Below are 17,015 nucleotides of genomic sequence, written 5' to 3' on the forward strand. Positions count from 1 at the left end.
GTGGCGTGCTCGTACACAACGACGAGCACGCCGTTCTTCCACCCCCCGACGATGGAGACGCCCCGACGATGCCCGCCAGCACCGGCACCGGAGCCGTGACGCGCAGCACCCTGCGACAGCAGATCGCCGACGCGCTGCGCGACGAGGTGTTGGCGGGCCGGCTGCAACCGGGGCAGGAGTTCACGGTGAAGGAGATCGCCGAGCAGTACGGCGTCTCCGCGACCCCCGTCCGCGAGGCCCTCGTCGACCTCTCCGCCCAGGGGCTCCTGGAGGCGGACCAGCACCGGGGCTTCCGGGTCCACGAGTACTCCGTCGAGGACTACAAGGGCATGATCGAGGCACGCAGCCTGATCATCGAGGGAATGTTCCTCGCCCTGGAGGAGGGCCGCCATCGCCAGCGCAACTTCTCGGAGCCGCGGACGGCGGCCGCCATCGCCGGGGTGCGCCGACGCGGCGACGAGGCGCAGCGGGCCGCGTCCGCCGGTGACCTCACCGTCCTGATCGGCTACGACCTGCGGTTCTGGCGCGAGCTGAGCACCCTTTTCGGCAACCCCTATCTCGCCGACTTCCTGCACCGGCTGCGGGTGCAGTCCTGGGTGTGCACGGTGCAGCACCTGCGCCGGCTGACGGACCTGCGCGGCGCCCTGTGGTCCGGCCACAGCGAACTGGCCGACGCCCTGTACGCCCGCGACACCGCCGCCGCCCGCGTGATCCTCGCCGCGTACAACGACGACTCCATAGCCCTGATCGAACGGCTGGCGGCGGAATGAGGGCGGACGCCCCCACCGCACCCGTGGAACTGTCGGTCGTGATCCCCGCCTACAACGAGGAGCGCCGGCTCGGCCCCACCCTGGACGCGGTCGGCCGCCGTCTCGACGCGACCGGCAGCCACTGGGGCACCTGGGAGATCCTGGTCGCCGACGACGGCTCCACCGACGCCACCCGCGAACTCGTCACCGTCCGCCGCGACCCCCGCATCCGGCTCGTCACCGGTGCCGGCTCGGGCAACCGGGGCAAGGGCCACGCCCTGCGCCTCGGCGTCGCCGCCAGCCGGGGCCGCCACGTCCTGGTCATGGACGCCGATCTCGCCACCCCCGTCGAGGAGTTGGAGCACCTGGAGAAGGCGCTCGCCGACGGACACGCGGCGGCGATCGGCTCGCGCGCCGTGCCGGGCGCGACCCTGGGCGACCGACAGCACCGCATCCGCGAACTCCTCGGCGCCGCGGGCAACTTACTCATCCGCCGGACGACTCTGCGCGGGATACGCGACACCCAGTGCGGGTTCAAACTGTTCGAAGGCGACAAGGCCCGCGCCGCGTTCGCCGCCTCCCGCCTCAACGGCTGGGCCATCGACGTGGAGGTGCTGCGGCACTTCCAGCGCGTCGGCTGGCCGGTCGCCGAGGTGCCCGTGCACTGGTCGCACCAGCCCGGCTCGAAGGTCCGCCCCGGCGACTACCCACGGATGCTGCGCGACCTGGTCCGCCTGCGCATACCGGTGCCGAGACCGGCGGACGTCCTGGTCGTCGTCCTCTTCCTCGCGATGGCCGTGACCCTCTGCTCCGGCCGTTTCCTCGACCCCGACCACCGCTACCTCACCGACTCCCTCCAGGACCAGAACCAGTGGGAGTGGTTCTTCGCGGTGACCGCCGACAACGTCGCCCACCTGCGCAATCCGCTGTTCACCGACCTCCAGGGCTTCCCCGACGGCGTGAACCTGATGGCCAACACGACGATGCTCGGCCTGTCGGTCCCGCTCACGCCCGTCACCCTGCTCCTCGGCCCGGCCCTCGCCCTCAGCCTGGTGATGACGCTGGGCCTGGCCGCCACCGCCGTCGCCTGGTACCGGCTCATCGTGCGGCGGGTCGTCCGCCAGCGCGGGGCCGCCTTCGCCGGAGCCGCGCTCGCCGCGTTCGCGCCGCCGATGGTCAGCCACGCCAACGCCCACCCGAACTTCGTCGTCCTGTTCATGATCCCGCCGATCATCGAACGCGCCCTGCGGCTCACGAGCGGCGCGCGGGTCACCCGGGACGCGGTCGTCCTCGGCCTGATGGCGGCCTACCAGTTCTTCCTGGGCGAGGAGCCGCTGCTGCTCGCCGCGCTGGGCATGGTCCTGTTCGCCGTCGCCTACGCCGCCGTCCGCCCCGACGTGGCACGCCAGGCGGCCCGCCCGCTGCTGAACGGACTGGCGATCGCCGCGGCCGTCTGTCTCCCGCTCGTCGTCTACCCGCTGGCCTGGCAGTTCTCCGGCCCGCAGAGCTACGCCGGCATCGACCACGGCACCGCGCCCGGCGTCGCCAACTCCGTGCGCGCGCTGTTCTCGTTCGCCGAGCGCTCGGCGATCGCGGGCGACGCCGGCCGCGCCGACGCCCTCACCCTCAACCCGACCGAACAGAACGCCTTCTACGGCTGGCCGCTGGCCCTGCTCGCCCTCGCGATCACCGTACGGCTGTGGCGGCAGCCCGCGGTCAAGGCGCTGGCCTGCACGGCGGTGGCCGCGGCGCTGCTCTCCCTCGGCACCCGCATCCCCCTCCCCCTCACCGGCACGACGTTCCCCGGCCCCTGGTCCCTGCTCGCCGGACTCCCGCTCTTCGAGTCGGTCATCGAGAGCCGGATCGCGCTGGTCTGCGCCCCGCCACTGGGCATGCTGCTCGCCCTGGCGATCGGCGGACTGGCGCAGGCCCGCCGACTCCTGACCCAGTACGCCGGACTGCTGGCCGTCTGCCTGGCGCTCCTCCCCCTCCTCCCGGCCCCCCTGAAGTCCGAGCCGCGCGCCGAGACGCCCGCCTTCTTCACCGACGGCGCCTGGAAGACGTACGTGCGCGACGGCGAGACCCTGGTCCCGGTGCCCCTGGCCGAGCCCGAGGCAGCCGAGGCCCTGCACTGGCAGACGGCGGCCGACCTCGGCTTCCGGATGCCCGGCGGCTACTTCAACGGCCCCCTGGGCGAGGGCGACCGCACCGGCGTCTACGGCGTCCCGCTGCGCTTCACGGCGAGTCTGCTGCGGGACGTCCGGCAGACGGGCGTCGTCCCGGTGATCGACGCCGCCGCCCGGGCCGAGGCCCGCGAGGACCTCGCGTACTGGCGGGCGGGCGCCCTCGTACTGGCCCCGCAGCGCTACGAGGAGCGGCTGCGTGAGACGGTGGACAAGCTCGTGGGCCTGCCGGGTAGGCGGGTGGCCGGAGTATGGGTATGGGACCTGCACCAGGGAACGCAGGAGGGGGGCTGACGTGAGCCACACCGATTACCCTTCCCCTTACCCTGCCCCACGGGACCGAGCAACGCGCTGAGTGAGGAGCTCTCTTTGGCCTGTGACCTGTGGCTGGTGCCGCTCGTCGACGTGTTGTGCCACACCCCCGACAACCCCTTCGCCGACGAACTCGCCCAGTACAACAAGGTGCTGGCCGAGGCGGGGCTCCCGCCCGTGCCGGTGTACCAGTACATGCCGGGCCTGTCCGGCGAGGTCGCCCCGGTGGCGGGCTTCGACTACGACGCCCTGCACTTCCTGCGCCGCGCCTACCTGCTCCAGGTGTGCCAGCTGCCGGTGACTCCGGTGGACGAACTGGGCGGCGACTACGAGCAGCTCCTGGAGATGTTCGACGGCACGGCTCAGCAGTCCCACCTGGTCTGGCACTACGACCACGCGGGCGCCTACGTCCCCGTGGACTTCCCGCAGCCGCTCTCGAACGACGACCTGCTGGCGGGCGGCGGGCCGCTCGGCTCCTCCCAGTCCCTCCTGCGGGAACTGGAGTTCGTGGCCCCGTCCCTCGGCATCGATCCGGCCAATCCGCCGATGGCTCCGCAACCGCCCGCCGGTCCCACGGAGTTGGAGGAACCGGCCAATCCGGCGCCGTACGATCCCAGCCCCTTCGCACGCGAACGGCACGTCTGGCTCGGCCTCCACGCGGCGGCGACGCGAAGCCTGGCGCAGGGTTCGATGATCGTGTTCAGCTGACCGGAGCGACTTCCGCGGCGGTCAACGGCCGAGCTGGGCGAGCCCCTTCTGCACGTCCTCCATGTTCATCACCGGGGTATAGGTGATCTCCGCCCCGAGGTTGAGGAAGAACGGCTCGCTCAGCACGGGCATCTGCCAGCTGTCCGTCATGTCGAAGACGACGTACGCGGTACGCCGGCCGTGATCGGTGGTGAAGTAGGCGGCCTCGGGCTTGAACTGCTCCATCGACTCCTGGATCAGCTTCCCGAGCGTCCCGTTCCGGATGGCCTCGTTCGCCTTCTCCGTGTCCATGGACGCCTTGAGCATGACGCGCATCGCACTCACCTTCTTCTGGTCGACGCACGCGGCGGACTCTTTCAGGATATGCCCGACCAAAGGAGGGCGCCCCGCCACGGAGAGTGCCCCCACCATGACCGTCCGTCGGCCACGCCGGGTGGGCCGTGGGCATCGCGGCCGGGCGATGCCCACGCCCGTCCGCCTGCCCCATCGACCCTGCCGGTGTCCGCCGCGACCGGATCACTCCGGGTGGGCATCGCGCGGCTACGCGAACACGGGCGTCCCGGCCTGCGTCAGCCTCCAGTTGGCGACCGCGAAGTCGGCCGGGTTCAGCGTGCCCTTCCCCACCACGTAGTCGATCATCAGCTGGCGGATCTCGTTCGTGGAGCTGTACGCGATGTCGGCGGCGGCGATGTGCGGGTAGCCGCTGCCGCCGTTGGCGCGGTAGTTGTTGACGGCGACGACGAAGACCTGGTCGTCCGTGACCGCCGCGCCGGCGTAGGTGAGGTTCTTGATCCTCGACCCCTCCGCCGCCGCGATGTCGATCTCGTATCCGACGCCCGCCGCCGTGTCGTACATGTAGTCCCAGAAGCTGTTGGCGTTGGTGAGGGCGGCGGTGTCGACGGCCGTCCCGCTCGGCACCTGGTGGTAGTACTTCGCCGCGTACTCCAGGTAGTCCTTGAGCTGGGCGCCGGTGAGCTTCTTGCCGTAGAGGGTGTTGTCGTAGATGTAGAGGCCGGCGATGTCCTTGATGGTGACGCTGCCCGCCGGGATGTCGGCCGTACGGGAGAACGGCGCGGCGACCGAGATGAGCGGGAGCGCCGCGTCGGCGGCCGACAGGCCCGCCTTCACCGTCTGCATCTGCACCTCGTGGATGAAGTCCATGATGGGGACGTCCTTCCAGCAGGACTCCGCCGCCGAGAGGTCGGCCGTGCAGGTGCCGACGGCCGTGTTGACGTACTTCACGACGAGTTCGTGGTCGGCCTGGAGGAGCTTCCTGATCTCCGGGTCCTCGTCGACCGTGTGGGGGTCGAGGGTCTTGGCGGTCTTGCTGACGACCTTCCACCGCCCCCGCTCCCACTCGACCTCGAAGTCGAAGACGCTGAGCCGGTAGCCCCAGCAGTACGGCTCGGAGAGCAGCACCTCCTCCCCGGTCTCCGCGTTCTTCACGGTGTACGACGGCACTTCCACATGCGTGTGGCCGACGAGGATGGCGTCGATGCCGGGGACCTGCTCGGCGACGAGGTTGGAGGCGTTCTCGACGTAGGGCAGCTCGTCGCCGTACGAGGACGAACCGTCGAGGCCGGAGTGGTCGGTGAGGAAGACGACGTCACAGCCCAGCGCGCGCAGCCGGGGCACGTACTTCTTCGCCTGCTCGACCAGCCCCGGGAACACCATCCTGCCGCTGACGTTGTCCTTGTCCCAGATCGCGATGCCGGGGTTGGTGAGGCCGAGGATGCCGACCTTGATGTCCGGGGCGCCGGGGACGCGGATCCTCTTCACGGTGTACGGCGGGAAGGCGGGCTTGAGTGTCTTCGCGTCCAGCGCGTTCGCGCCGAGCAGCGGGAAACGGCACTGCCGCTCGAACTCGCGCAGCACCTCGATGCCGTAGTTGAACTCGTGGTTGCCGAGGGCTGCGGCGTCGTAGCGCATGTGGTTCATGGCGACGGCCATCGGGTGCTCGACGTGCTTTCCGATGGGGTCGACCCGGGCGAAGTAGTAGGCCAGTGACGTGCCCTGGATGATGTCGCCGGCGTCGACGAGCAGGACGTGCTCCTCGCCCTTCGCCTCGCGCTGCTGCTTGATGAGGGTCGCGACCCGGGCGACGCCCACCGAGTTGCCGGCGCTGTCGGTGTAGGCCGCGTCCTTGTAGTAGTCCCAGTCGAAGACGTGGCTGTGCAGGTCGGTGGTGCCGAGGATGGAGAACGTCCAGGTGCGGGGCTTGCGTTCAGGCTTGCGCCCGGCGGCCTCGGCGGTGCCGGAACCGACCGCTCCCGCGACGGCGACGGCCGCCCCGGTGACGGCCGACCTCTGCACGAAGTCACGGCGGTTCATGGGGTTGACGGGCATTCGGAACTCCCGGAACTGAGGGAACTGGCGAGGAAGGGGGGAACGGCAACTACCCGCGTAGATGCTTGCCTTCGCCAGTTACGGGCGTAACCGGGAACAGCCCATGGGCCGGTCAAGGATGTCCAAGACCGGCCCAAGCCGACGTGCTGTCGGGCGACTTGCTCTGCCTGTAACGGCTTGCTCTGCCTGTACGGCCTGCTCTGCCTTTACGGCTTGCTCTGCCTGTACGGCTTGCAGAGCCTGTACGGCCTGCTCTGCCTGTGCGGCTTACAGGAACGAGTTGATCTCGATCGTCTCGTCCCGGCCCGGGCCCACGCCGATCGCGGAGATCGGGGCGCCGGACATGTCCTCCAGGGCCTTCACATACGCCTGGGCGTTCTTCGGGAGGTCGGAGAACGACTTCGCCTTGGTGATGTCCTCGGACCAGCCGGGGAGGGTCTCGTAGATCGGCTTCGCGTGGTGGAAGTCCGACTGCGAGTACGGGAGTTCCTCGACGCGCTTGCCGTCGATCTCGTACGCCACGCAGACCGGGATCTCCTCCCAGCCGGTCAGTACGTCCAGCTTGGTGAGGAAGAAGTCCGTGAGGCCGTTGACCCTGGTCGCGTAGCGCGCGATGACCGCGTCGAACCAGCCGCAGCGGCGGTCGCGGCCGGTGGTGACGCCCCGCTCGCCGCCGATACGGCGCAGCGCCTCGCCGTCCGCGTCGAAGAGCTCGGTCGGGAAGGGGCCCGAGCCGACGCGGGTCGTGTAGGCCTTCAGGATGCCGATGACCCGGCTGATCTTCGTCGGGCCCACGCCGGCGCCCGTGCAGGCGCCGCCCGCGGTCGGGTTCGACGAGGTGACGAAGGGGTACGTGCCGTGGTCGATGTCGAGGAGGGTGCCCTGACCGCCCTCGAAGAGGACGACCTTGTCCTGCTCCAGGGCCTGGTTGAGCAGCAGGACGGTGTCGGTGACGTACGGAGCGAGCTTCTCCGCGTAACCGAGCAGTTCCTCGACGACCTGGTCGACCGCGATCGCGCGGCGGTTGTACAGCTTGGTCAGCAGCTGGTTCTTGCCGTCGAGCGCCGCCTCGACCTTCTGGGTGAGGATCGACTCGTCGTAGAGATCCTGGACGCGGATGCCGACGCGGTTGATCTTGTCCGCATATGTCGGGCCGATGCCCCTGCCGGTGGTGCCGATCTTGCGCTTTCCGAGGAAGCGTTCCGTCACCTTGTCGACAGTGACGTTGTAGGGCGTGATGATGTGCGCGTTGCCGCTGATCAGCAGCTTCGACGTATCGACGCCGCGCTCGTTCAGACCGCTCAGCTCGGAGAGCAGGACCGACGGGTCGACGACGACACCGTTACCGATGACCGGCGTACAGCCGGGGGACAGGATTCCGGAAGGGAGCAGGTGGAGTGCGTACTTCTGGTCGCCCACGACGACCGTGTGACCGGCGTTGTTGCCGCCCTGATAGCGCACTACGTAGTCCACCGAGCCACCGAGCAGGTCGGTGGCCTTTCCCTTGCCTTCGTCACCCCACTGAGCACCGAGCAGCACAAGTGCGGGCACGCGCGTACACCCCTTCCGGGTGGGGCATGTCCAAGGTCAGGGGCGTACGCGGTGGCTCTTTCCACCGCGTGCACCACCGCACGCACCGCGACCGCCGTTGGTCGCCGCTTGTCGGACCCGGATGCCCCGGAATAGACCAAGCCCCTGGCGCAATAGCGCAAGGGGCTCTTGCACAAAGATGCTACCCGAGGAAGCGAGGCAGGACCGAGGTGGCGACTTCTCCGACGTCCGATCAGCTGCTGGTGATCATCGATCCGGTCGCCCTGCGCACGGACGGGGAGTCCGTGCGGATCGCGAAAGACGTGCTCAGCGCGGGTGCGGCGAGTACCAAGGTGTGTCTCCCGCAGGACCCGGAGGAATTCGCCCGGGTCCTGGCCCGGCGGGGCTCCCGGCGGCCGGTGGTGATCGGCGACGACCGTGCGCTGACCCGGGCGGTGGGGCTGCTGCACCGGCAGCGGGAGCTGGCCGAATGTGTGCTGTCGGTGGTGCCGGTGGGCACCGTGCTGGGCGTCGCGCAGGCCCTGGGGGTGCCCACGGGGGCCGTGGCGGCGGCCCGCGCCGTCCTGGACGGCGCCGAGCGCCGGCTGGACGTCCTGGTGGACGACAGCGACGGGGTGGTGCTGGGCGCGCTCCGGATCCCGCCGGTGCCGCTCGCCCCGCGGGAAGCGCGGGACGAGGCCGCGGAGCCGAACGGGGTGGACGGCGCGGAGGCCGGCGGCCGGCTCTGGCTGCGGACGTGCCAGTCACTGGTGCGGACGCTGGTGCCGACACGGCCGTCCCGGATCTCCCCCGCCCCCGCCCCGCCCGGGCCGGCCCGGCTGCGGATCGAGGTCGACGGGGTGACGCTGATCGACCTCGACCAGCCGGTGGAGGCGGTGTCGGTGACCCCGGGCACGGGCGCGTCCGGCACCGCGGCCGTCGAGGTGCGGCCGCTCTCCCTGGGCGCGGAGGCGGCCCCCCTTCAGGCCCGGGGGCGGACGGTGACCGTCTCGGGCGCCGACTTCCGCTACCGCACGGACGCGGCGATCGCGGGGCCGGTGCGGCGGCGGACGTGGACGGTGCGGGAGGGGGCGCTGGGGCTGATGCTGCCGGGACGGTGAGCCGAAAATCCGGCGCGCCCGGGGCACGTCCCGCATAGGCTGCCCGGCCGGTGATCGTCGTTCGGGGAGTCGTTCGGAGAGGGGCGCCATGAGCCAGTACTACGAGGTGGACGGCGAGTCGGTGTGGAATCCGGCGACGCGGGCGTCCGAGCTGTTCCTGGCGCATGTGCGCGTGTACGAGGAGTGGGTGGGGGTTCCGTCGGGGTTCGGGCCGATGTGCAACGACGAGTGCCCGATCGACGTGCCCGTCTTCGAGGCGTTCGCGAACGCCCTGCTGGACCGGCACAACCACACCTCTCACGCGATCATCAACGCGCTCGCCGACGGGTTCGTCGCCACGGTGCTGGCGCTCGCCGCGCGGATCGGTCTCGACGTGCGGCTGCCGGAGCGGCCGGCCACGCTCGACGGGTTCATGGCCGTGCAGGTGCCGTCGTCCGTGGACCCGGACCGGTCGGCCCGGCTGCGCACACAGGTCCTGGAGCTGCAGCGCGCCATGCCCCGCTGAGCGTGGGGGGGCGCTCTCACGTGGGGGCGCTCCCGCAAACCGGGCCGTCGCACCCCGCCCTTCTAAAGGTCTGATTGACAAATATTTAACCGGTCCGGCCCCTTGAACGACTCATTGGGGCTACAGCATCCTCCTGCATCAGGGCGTCGATCCGGCGCGCGCGGCGGCAACGGAAGGAGCCACCCGATGGCAGTGCAGGAGGACGTCGCCCCCGGGGCGCGGGCCGGCGGCGACGAGACCGTCCACCGGCTCAAACCCAACGCCATCGGGTTGCTCGGCGTGGTCTTCATGGCCGTCGCGACGGCGGCGCCGATCACCGCGATGACGGGCAACGTGCCCTTCATGGTGTCGTCGGGCAACGGCGTCGGGGCCCCGGCGAGCTATCTCGTCGCAATGGTCGTCCTGGCGATCTTTTCCGTCGGCTTCACGTCGATGGCGAAGCACATCACCTCGACGGGCGCCTTCTACGGCTTCATCTCCTACGGCCTCGGCCGCTCGGTCGGCCTCGCGTCGGGCCTGCTCGCGACGTTCGCGTACGTCGTGTTCGAGCCGGCCCTGATCGGCATCTTCTCGTCGTTCGCGACCACGACCCTCAAGGACCAGACGGGCCTGGACGTCCCGTGGTGGGCGTTCGCGGTGCTGATGCTCGCCGTCAACGCGACGGGCACCTGGTTCGGCGTGTCCGTCGCCGAGAAGCTGCTGGTGGTGCTGCTCGCGACCGAGGTGACGGTCCTCGCGGCGATGGCGGTCTCGGTCGCCTTCCACGGCGGCGGCCCGGACGGCTTCAGCCTCGACCCGGTCAACCCGGTCAACGCGTTCAAGGGGACCAGCGCCGGACTCGGGCTCTTCTTCGCCTTCTGGTCATGGGTCGGCTTCGAGTCGACGGCGATGTACGGCGAGGAGTCCCGCAATCCGAAGAAGATCATCCCCAAGGCGACGATGATCTCGGTCCTGGGCGTCGGCGTCTTCTATGTGTTCGTCTCCTGGATGGCCATCTCGGGCACCGGCGAGTCGCAAGCCGTGAAGGTCGCCACCGACAACCCGCTGGGCCTGTTCTTCGGCCCCACCGAGCAGTACGTCGGTCACTGGGCGGTCGACGTCATGCAGTGGCTGATGATCACCGGCTCGCTGGCCTGCGGCATGGCGTTCCACAACTGCGCCGCCCGCTACATGTACGCCCTGGGCCGCGAGGGCGTCCTGCCCTCCCTGCAACGGACCGTCGGCCGCACCCACGCCCGGCACGGCTCCCCGCACATCGCGGGCCTGGTCCAGACGGCCGTCTCCGCCGTCCTCATCGGCGCGTTCTGGGCGGCGGGCAAGGACCCGTACACCGGGACGTACGTGCTGCTGGCGATCCTCGGCACGATGGCGATCCTGGTGGTGCAGGCGGTGTGCTCGTTCGCGGTGCTGGTGTACTTCCGCTCCCACCACCCCGAGAGCCGGCACTGGTTCCGGACCTTCGCCGCGCCGCTCCTCGGCGGCGTCGCGATGCTCGCCGTGGTGGCGCTGCTGGTGTCCAACATGGCCGTCGCGGCGGGCCCGGAGTCGGGCTCGCTGGTCCTGAAGGCCACGCCATGGCTCGTCGCGCTGATCGCGGCGGCCGGTCTGGGCTACGCCCAGTACCTCAAGCGACGGTCGCCGGACCGGTACCTGCTGCTGGGGCGGACGGTGCTGAAGGAGACGAAGGAGCGCTGACCCGCGTCAGGAGGGTTGACCCGCGTCAGGGCCGAAGATCTTGGCGCGGTGCTCGTGCCAGCGTTCCATCAGCTGGGTCAGCTCGCCCTCGAGGTACTCGAAGAAGGCGAGCGTCTCGGCGATCCGCCGACCGCCGGGAGTCGCCACGCCGAGGCTTTCGACGCCCTCGCGCAGGGTCCGCCCCCACTGCGTGAGCACGGCGTCCCGGCTGGTCAGCGCCTCGTACCACTGGTCGCTGTGCACCCGGTAGCGCTCGCGCCGCGAGCCGGGTTCGCGCTCGCGCGAGACCATGTGCACCTGCGAGAGATAGCGCACCGCCCCGGAGACGGCGGCCGGGCTGACCTGGAGCTGTTCGCCCAGTTCGGCGGAGGTCATGGCCCCTGCGTCGGAGGCGAGCAGGGCGGCGAACACCCGGGCGGCCATCCGCTGCATCCCGGCCTCGACGAGCTGCGCCGCGAACGACTCGACAAACCTCGACAGGGCCTCGGCGTCCCGCCCTGTCTCCTCGGCGCCCCGGCCGGCCTCGGGTGATTCCGTCATGTGTCCATCCTATCCGGGCTTCATAGGCTTCCTTAACTTCACAAATTTCTGAAAGAAGCGTACGTTCTGAAACATGACGAAGGCCATCACGGTGACCGGACTGCACAAGTCCTTCGGCCGCACCCATGCCCTCGACGGTCTCGACCTCGAGGTGGAGACCGGTGAGGTGCACGGCTTCCTCGGCCCCAACGGAGCCGGCAAGTCCACGACCATCCGCGTCCTGCTCGGCCTGCTGCGCGCCGACTCGGGCGCCGCGCAGATCCTCGGCCGCGACCCGTGGACCGACGCGGTCGAGGCCCACCGCCGCATCGCCTACGTACCGGGCGACGTGACCCTCTGGCGCAACCTCTCCGGCGGCGAGGTCATCGACCTGTACGGCCGACTGCGCGGCGGCCTGGACACGGCCCGCCGCGCCGACCTCATCGACCGCTTCGAGCTGGACCCGACGAACAAGGGCCGCACGTACTCCAAGGGCAACCGCCAGAAGGTCGCCCTCGTCGCCGCGTTCGCCTCGGACGTCGACCTCCTCATCCTCGACGAGCCGACCTCGGGCCTGGACCCCCTGATGGAGGAGGTCTTCCAGGCCTGCGTGGAGGAGGAACGGGACAGGGGCCGGACGATCCTGCTGTCCTCCCACATCCTCAGCGAGGTCGAGGAACTGTGCGACCGCGTCAGCATCATCCGCAAGGGCCGCACCGTGGAGACGGGCTCGCTGGCCGACCTGCGCCACCTCACCCGGACCAGCGTCACGGCCGAACTCGCGAGCCCGCCCAACGGGTTGGCGCACCTGCCGGGCGTCCACGACCTCGACGTACAGGGCCGTCGGGTCCGGCTCCAGGTCGACACGGACAAACTCGACGCCGTACTGCGGTCGTTGACCCAATCGGGGGTGCGGTCGCTGACCTCGACGCCGCCGACCCTGGAGGAACTGTTCCTGCGCCACTACCAGGAGGCGTGATGACGTCCCTCGTGGGCACGGGAGTGCTGCTGCGCTTCAACCTCCGCCGCGACCGGGTCATGATCCCGGTGTGGGTGGCGGTGAACACCCTCATGGTCCTCTCCATGCCGGGCACCCTCAAAGGCCTGTACGCCACCGAGGCCGAGCGCGCCGACCTGCTGCACCAGGTCGCCGCCAACTCCTCCTTCCGCGCGCTGATCGGGCCCGTCTTCGACGACTCCCTCGGCGCCCTCACCGCCTGGCGCGTCGGCGTCTACGCGGGCCTCCTCGCCGCCGTCACCGGCCTCCTGGTCGTCGTACGCCACACCCGCGACGAGGAGGAGAGCGGCCGGCACGAGCTGATCGTGTCCGGCATGGTCGGGCGCCGCGCCTCCCTCACGGCGGCCCTGCTGGCGGCCGGAGTCGCCAATGGCGTACTGGCGCTGCTGGTCACGGCGGGCCTGGCGGGGCAGGGGACGGCCGGGGCACTGGCGCTGGGCCTCGGCCTCGCCGGGGTGGGCATGCTGTTCGCCACCATGGCGGCGATCGTCGCGCAGCTCACGGAGAGCGCGCGGCTCGCGCGGGGTCTGACGGCGGGCGTGCTGGGAGCCGCGTTCGTGCTGCGGGCAGCGGGCGACTCCGCGACGGACGGCGGCTCGTCCATGCTGACCTGGCTGTCCCCGCTCGGCTGGCTGGAGAACCTGCGGCCGTACGCCGACGAACGCTGGTGGGTGCTCGCACTGTTCGCGGCGGCGATCGCAGCGCAGGGCGCGCTGGCCTACGCGCTGACCGGCCGCCGGGACCTGGGCCTGAGCTTCCTGCCGACCCGGCCGGGACCGCCGACCGGACGGCTGGGCAGCGCCTTCGCACTGGCCTGGCGTCTCCAGCGCGGCAGCGTGCTGGGCTGGAGCATCGGCTTCTTCCTCACGGGGGTCGTCTACGGCGGCCTGACGGAGGGCGCGGCCGACCTGGTCGGCGACAACGGCAGGGCCCGCGAGATCGTCGAGCGGATGGGCGGCCAGACGGGTCTGACGGACGCGTTCCTCGCCTCGATGATCGGCATGCTCGGCCTGATCGCCGCGCTCTATGTCGTCGCCTCCGTCCTGCGACTGCACGGCGAGGAGACCTCCGGGCGCGCGGAACCGGTGCTGGCGAACGCCGTGGGCCGACTGCGCTGGGCCGCCGGGCATCTGGCGATCGCGTTCGGCGGATCCGTGCTGATCATGCTGCTCGCCGGACTGGGCTTCGCCGTCGGCTACGGCCGGGAGGTCCGCCCGATCCTCGGCGCCTGTCTGGTGCAGGTGGCCGGCGTCTGGGTCGTCGGCGGGCTGGCGGTACTGCTGCACGGGCTGATCCCCCGAGCGGCGACGGCGGCCTGGGCGGTGGCCGGGGCCGTGCTGCTGATCGGCTGGATCGGCCCCGCACTGGACGCCCCGCAGGCGGTCCTGGACCTCTCCCCCTTCGGCCACCTCCCGAAGCTGCCGGGCGGGGGGATGCAGTGGGGGCCGGTGCTGACCCTTCTGCTGGTGGCGGCGGGGCTGGTGGGTGCGGGCCTGGCCGGTCTGCGACGGCGTGACCTGACGACTTGAGGTGACGTGAGGTGACGTGATGGGAGGGGGAGGTGACGGGGGAGGTGGGTGCGCGGCGGGCCGACGGACGAACCGGGTGCGGGCCGGACTCGTCTCTCCCGGCATGAACCGGAATCGGAATGCGGTGACGTGCGGTGGCTGTGTGCTGTCGGTGGCGGGCGCGTTGACGGCCACGTCCGTGTGGCTCGCCTCGACGCCCACCCGGATCCGACTGGGCCGCGGCTTCGAGAACGAGGGCATGGACCTCACCGTCCTGTTCACCGAACTGCCGCTGGTGTTCCTCGCGGGAGCCACCCTCCCGGCCCTCGCCTACGCGTTCCTCGCCCGCCTGCTGGGCGGCAGACGAACGAGGGACGACACATGACGCCTCAGACGGTGACGCTCAGGTCCTCCAGCCCCCGGATCACGAAGTTCGGCTTGCGCCGGGGCTCCGCCGCCGACGCCAGGGTGGGGGCCTTCTCCAACAGCGCCGTCATGGATGCCGCCAGCTCGATCCGGGCCAGGGGTGCGCCGATGCAGTAGTGGATGCCCGCGCTGAAGGAGATGTGCGGGTTGTCCTGACGGGTCAGGTCGAGCCGCCCGGGGTCCCGGAAGACCTCCCCGTCGTGGTTGGCCGACCCGAAGAGCAGCGCGACCTCCGCGCCCCTCGGGATCGTCGTCCCGGCGATCTCGATCTCGTCCAGCACCCACCGCTCGAAGAGCTGGAGCGGGGTGTCGTAACGCATCAGCTCCTCCACGGCGGACGGCACCAGCGTGTGGTCGGCGCGCAGGGCCGCCAGCTGGTCCGGGTTGCGGAACAGCGCCTGCCAGCCGTTGACCGTGGCGTTCACCGTGGCCTCGTGGCCCGCGTTCAGCAGCAGCACGCAGGTCGAGATCATCTCCTGCTCGGTGAGCCGGTCGCCCTCGTCGTGCGCGGCGATCAGACCCGAGATCAGGTCCTCCCCCGGCTCCTTGCGCCGCGCGGCGATCAGCTCCCGCAGATACTCCGAGAACTCCACGGACGCCCGCACCGCCCGCGCCGCGACGTCCTCGGCGGGGTTCAGCTCATACATCCCGCAGATGTCCGCGGACCAGGGCCGCAGCGGCGCCCGGTCCGACTCCGGGATCCCGAGCATCTCCGCGATGACGGCGACGGGCAGCGGCTCGGCGACGTCGCTCAGCAGATCGCCCCCGCCCGCCGCCACCAGCCGGTCCACCAGCTCCCCGGCCAGCCGCCGCACATACGGCTTCAGCTGCTCCACCGTGCGCGGGGTGAACGCCTTCGACACCAGCCGCCGGATCCGGGTGTGGTCCGGCGGCTCCAGGTCGAGCATCCCGTGATCGTTGAGCGTGTGGAACGGCTCCTGCTCGGCCGGCGGCGCCGTCCGCCCGAAGTCCTCGTGCGTGAACCGGTGCTGATACGTCCGCCCCAGCCGCCGCTCCCGCAACAGCGCGGAGACATCCGCATGGCGCGGCACGAGCCACTGGTCGGTCGGCTCGTAGTAGATCACCCGCCCCCGCTCCCGAAGCTCGGCGTACGCCGGATACGGGTCCGACACGAACGCGGGATCCCAAGGATCGAAGGAGAGGTCGTCAACTGCTGCCATGCACGGACGCTAGCCCGTGGCCCAGGGTGCTGACCAGGGGGGTCCGGCTGAGCGACGATCAGCCGCTCGCGCGGTGACCGGACCGACCCGGCGGGGCAAGGACATTCACCTCGGCGTCCGGCAGCACGGCCGGCTCGTCGCACACGCCGGGCTCATACAGGCGCCGGTGTCGGTCGGCGGCCGCTCGAACCGGGCGACCGCTCCACGGGGAGCGGTACGCCGTCGTGCATCCCGAGCTGGTGGATCCCGAGCTGGTGCATCCCGAGCTGGTGGATCCGCCGGATGGCTGACCCATGGCTGCCCCATGGCTGACCCATGGCTGACCCATCTGAGGCGGGGCTCAGAGGGTCGGGAAGAGCAGCACGAAGAACAGCCACAGCAGTACGGCCCAGAAGGCCGCCGCCGCGAGCGACACCAGCAGGGAGCTGCGCCACTTCAGCACCAGGAACGGGAAGAGCGCCAGGGCCGCCCAGTGACCGGCCACATCGATCGTCATGCCGGCGGCCTCTTTGAGGGTTCCCGCGCGCCCTGTGGCGATGCGCCGCAGCAGCCGCTGCGAGACGAACCCGTACAGGCCGAAGACGATCGGGAAGAACCACACCGGTGTGATCGTGACCAGCTCGGACTCCGAGAACTCGTCGAACATCACCAGATAGACGAGCGCGGCGCCCATGAGACCGCCGATCAGCGCGATCACGTAGAGGGCGGTCAGAGCGACCGGATCCGCCGCGCCGGTGGGCACGGGGACCGGCGCGGCGTACGGAACGTCGGGCGGCGGGACCCGGACCACCTGGTGGCAGTGCGGGCAGCGGACGTCCTGACCGGCACGGTCTGCCGGAGCCGATATCAGGTGCCCGCACGAGGCGTGGAATTCCATCTGCTGAACCGGGTTCATGCCCTGCCCTTCCCTGCCCTGTTGCGAGCCTGCGCCGCCCGACATTGACGGCGCGTCGGCGGCCCGCATCGGATCCGATCAGAGACAAGGACGTGACCGAAGGACAGCCGGTTTCCGCTTTCCGCCGACAGCACACGCGACAGTTCGGCCTGGCCGTGCTCGGGCGGGCGGACAGGCGGGCGGACGGGTGGCCGGCCGGACGGGCGGGCGGGTGGCCGGGCAGGCGGCCGGGCGGGCAGGCGGGTGGCCGGGCAAGCGGACGGGCAGGCGGACGGCCGGACGGCCGGGCGGGCAGGCGGACGGACGGGTGGGTGGGTGG

At 70.8% G+C, this 17,015-nt stretch carries 15 protein-coding genes; 9 read left to right on the forward strand and 6 right to left on the reverse strand.

Going from position 1 to position 17,015, the window contains the following annotated elements:
• The first annotated feature begins 68 nt into the window (after positions 1 to 68).
• The 3 genes from AB0J04_RS05890 to AB0J04_RS05900 all read left to right on the forward strand — a co-directional run bounded on the left by AB0J04_RS05890 (position 69) and on the right by AB0J04_RS05900 (position 3,952).
• Entirely contained in the window at positions 69 to 770 is a 702-nt protein-coding gene (locus AB0J04_RS05890; protein ID WP_363167127.1) for a GntR family transcriptional regulator, read from the forward strand.
• Positions 767 to 3,226, forward strand: coding sequence for a dolichyl-phosphate beta-glucosyltransferase (locus AB0J04_RS05895; protein ID WP_363167128.1), 2,460 nt, complete (start codon positions 767 to 769; stop codon positions 3,224 to 3,226). The genes AB0J04_RS05890 and AB0J04_RS05895 overlap by 4 nt, the downstream gene beginning before the upstream one ends.
• A gap of 75 nt (positions 3,227 to 3,301) precedes the next feature.
• Positions 3,302 to 3,952 carry a hypothetical protein gene (locus tag AB0J04_RS05900; protein ID WP_363167129.1) on the forward strand — a complete coding sequence of 217 codons (651 nt, stop codon included), beginning with the start codon at positions 3,302 to 3,304 and terminating at the stop codon, positions 3,950 to 3,952.
• A gap of 21 nt (positions 3,953 to 3,973) precedes the next feature.
• Here the strand turns inward: AB0J04_RS05900 and AB0J04_RS05905 are convergent, their stop codons facing one another.
• The 3 genes from AB0J04_RS05905 to AB0J04_RS05915 form a co-directional block, all read right to left on the reverse strand.
• Positions 3,974 to 4,267, reverse strand: coding sequence for a hypothetical protein (locus AB0J04_RS05905; RefSeq protein ID WP_363167130.1), 294 nt, complete (start codon positions 4,265 to 4,267; stop codon positions 3,974 to 3,976).
• A gap of 225 nt (positions 4,268 to 4,492) precedes the next feature.
• Positions 4,493 to 6,298 carry a 5'-nucleotidase C-terminal domain-containing protein gene (locus AB0J04_RS05910; RefSeq protein WP_363167131.1) on the reverse strand — a complete coding sequence of 602 codons (1,806 nt, stop codon included), beginning with the start codon at positions 6,296 to 6,298 and terminating at the stop codon, positions 4,493 to 4,495.
• Between the two features lie 267 nt (positions 6,299 to 6,565).
• The gene (locus AB0J04_RS05915) at positions 6,566 to 7,849 is read right to left on the reverse strand and encodes an adenylosuccinate synthase (RefSeq protein WP_363167132.1); all 1,284 of its coding nucleotides are present in this window, start codon (positions 7,847 to 7,849) and stop codon (positions 6,566 to 6,568) included.
• 209 nt (positions 7,850 to 8,058) lie between these two features.
• Between AB0J04_RS05915 and AB0J04_RS05920 the strand changes: the two genes are divergently transcribed.
• The 3 genes from AB0J04_RS05920 (at position 8,059) to AB0J04_RS05930 (ending at position 11,149) form a co-directional block, all read left to right on the forward strand.
• Positions 8,059 to 8,949 (forward strand): diacylglycerol kinase family protein, encoded by an 891-nt coding sequence (locus tag AB0J04_RS05920; RefSeq protein WP_363167133.1) that lies wholly within the window; start codon positions 8,059 to 8,061, stop codon positions 8,947 to 8,949.
• 88 nt (positions 8,950 to 9,037) lie between these two features.
• On the forward strand, positions 9,038 to 9,454 hold the full coding sequence (locus AB0J04_RS05925; protein WP_363167134.1) for a DUF6086 family protein: 417 nt from the start codon (positions 9,038 to 9,040) through the stop codon (positions 9,452 to 9,454).
• Positions 9,455 to 9,640: 186 nt separating this feature from the next.
• Positions 9,641 to 11,149, forward strand: a complete 1,509-nt coding sequence (locus AB0J04_RS05930) for an APC family permease (protein WP_363167135.1) — start codon at positions 9,641 to 9,643, stop codon at positions 11,147 to 11,149.
• A 6-nt stretch (positions 11,150 to 11,155) separates the two neighbouring features.
• Here the strand turns inward: AB0J04_RS05930 and AB0J04_RS05935 are convergent, their stop codons facing one another.
• A complete protein-coding gene (locus tag AB0J04_RS05935; protein WP_363167136.1) occupies positions 11,156 to 11,689 on the reverse strand; it encodes a MarR family transcriptional regulator in 534 nt (177 codons plus the stop codon).
• Between the two features lie 73 nt (positions 11,690 to 11,762).
• Here AB0J04_RS05935 and AB0J04_RS05940 point away from each other — a divergent pair, with 73 nt between their 5' ends.
• The 3 genes from AB0J04_RS05940 to AB0J04_RS05950 all read left to right on the forward strand — a co-directional run bounded on the left by AB0J04_RS05940 (position 11,763) and on the right by AB0J04_RS05950 (position 14,579).
• Positions 11,763 to 12,647, forward strand: coding sequence for an ABC transporter ATP-binding protein (locus tag AB0J04_RS05940; RefSeq protein ID WP_363167137.1), 885 nt, complete (start codon positions 11,763 to 11,765; stop codon positions 12,645 to 12,647).
• The gene (locus tag AB0J04_RS05945) at positions 12,647 to 14,215 is read left to right on the forward strand and encodes an ABC transporter permease (RefSeq protein ID WP_363167138.1); all 1,569 of its coding nucleotides are present in this window, start codon (positions 12,647 to 12,649) and stop codon (positions 14,213 to 14,215) included. Before AB0J04_RS05940 ends, AB0J04_RS05945 begins: the two co-directional genes overlap by 1 nt.
• A gap of 103 nt (positions 14,216 to 14,318) precedes the next feature.
• Entirely contained in the window at positions 14,319 to 14,579 is a 261-nt protein-coding gene (locus tag AB0J04_RS05950) for a hypothetical protein (RefSeq protein ID WP_363167139.1), read from the forward strand.
• Between the two features lie 4 nt (positions 14,580 to 14,583).
• Here the strand turns inward: AB0J04_RS05950 and AB0J04_RS05955 are convergent, their stop codons facing one another.
• Positions 14,584 to 15,801 (reverse strand): cytochrome P450, encoded by a 1,218-nt coding sequence (locus AB0J04_RS05955; protein ID WP_363167140.1) that lies wholly within the window; start codon positions 15,799 to 15,801, stop codon positions 14,584 to 14,586.
• 340 nt (positions 15,802 to 16,141) lie between these two features.
• Positions 16,142 to 16,696, reverse strand: coding sequence for a hypothetical protein (locus tag AB0J04_RS05960; RefSeq protein ID WP_363167141.1), 555 nt, complete (start codon positions 16,694 to 16,696; stop codon positions 16,142 to 16,144).
• Positions 16,697 to 17,015 lie beyond the last annotated feature (319 nt).

Source organism: Streptomyces sp. NPDC050263 (assembly GCF_040655955.1).
Classification (GTDB): domain Bacteria; phylum Actinomycetota; class Actinomycetes; order Streptomycetales; family Streptomycetaceae; genus Streptomyces.

What these genes read in the sequence shown, in the direction of transcription:
- AB0J04_RS05890 (WP_363167127.1), top strand. Translation starts at nt 69, where the DNA reads ATGCCCGCCAGCACCGGCACCGGAGCCGTGACGCGCAGCACCCTGCGA.
- AB0J04_RS05895 (WP_363167128.1), top strand. Translation starts at nt 767, where the DNA reads ATGAGGGCGGACGCCCCCACCGCACCCGTGGAACTGTCGGTCGTGATC.
- AB0J04_RS05905 (WP_363167130.1), bottom strand. Translation starts at nt 4,267, where the DNA reads ATGCGCGTCATGCTCAAGGCGTCCATGGACACGGAGAAGGCGAACGAG.
- AB0J04_RS05910 (WP_363167131.1), bottom strand. Translation starts at nt 6,298, where the DNA reads ATGCCCGTCAACCCCATGAACCGCCGTGACTTCGTGCAGAGGTCGGCC.
- AB0J04_RS05925 (WP_363167134.1), top strand. Translation starts at nt 9,038, where the DNA reads ATGAGCCAGTACTACGAGGTGGACGGCGAGTCGGTGTGGAATCCGGCG.
- AB0J04_RS05930 (WP_363167135.1), top strand. Translation starts at nt 9,641, where the DNA reads ATGGCAGTGCAGGAGGACGTCGCCCCCGGGGCGCGGGCCGGCGGCGAC.
- AB0J04_RS05935 (WP_363167136.1), bottom strand. Translation starts at nt 11,689, where the DNA reads ATGACGGAATCACCCGAGGCCGGCCGGGGCGCCGAGGAGACAGGGCGG.
- AB0J04_RS05940 (WP_363167137.1), top strand. Translation starts at nt 11,763, where the DNA reads ATGACGAAGGCCATCACGGTGACCGGACTGCACAAGTCCTTCGGCCGC.
- AB0J04_RS05945 (WP_363167138.1), top strand. Translation starts at nt 12,647, where the DNA reads ATGACGTCCCTCGTGGGCACGGGAGTGCTGCTGCGCTTCAACCTCCGC.
- AB0J04_RS05950 (WP_363167139.1), top strand. Translation starts at nt 14,319, where the DNA reads ATGAACCGGAATCGGAATGCGGTGACGTGCGGTGGCTGTGTGCTGTCG.
- AB0J04_RS05955 (WP_363167140.1), bottom strand. Translation starts at nt 15,801, where the DNA reads ATGGCAGCAGTTGACGACCTCTCCTTCGATCCTTGGGATCCCGCGTTC.
- AB0J04_RS05960 (WP_363167141.1), bottom strand. Translation starts at nt 16,696, where the DNA reads ATGAACCCGGTTCAGCAGATGGAATTCCACGCCTCGTGCGGGCACCTG.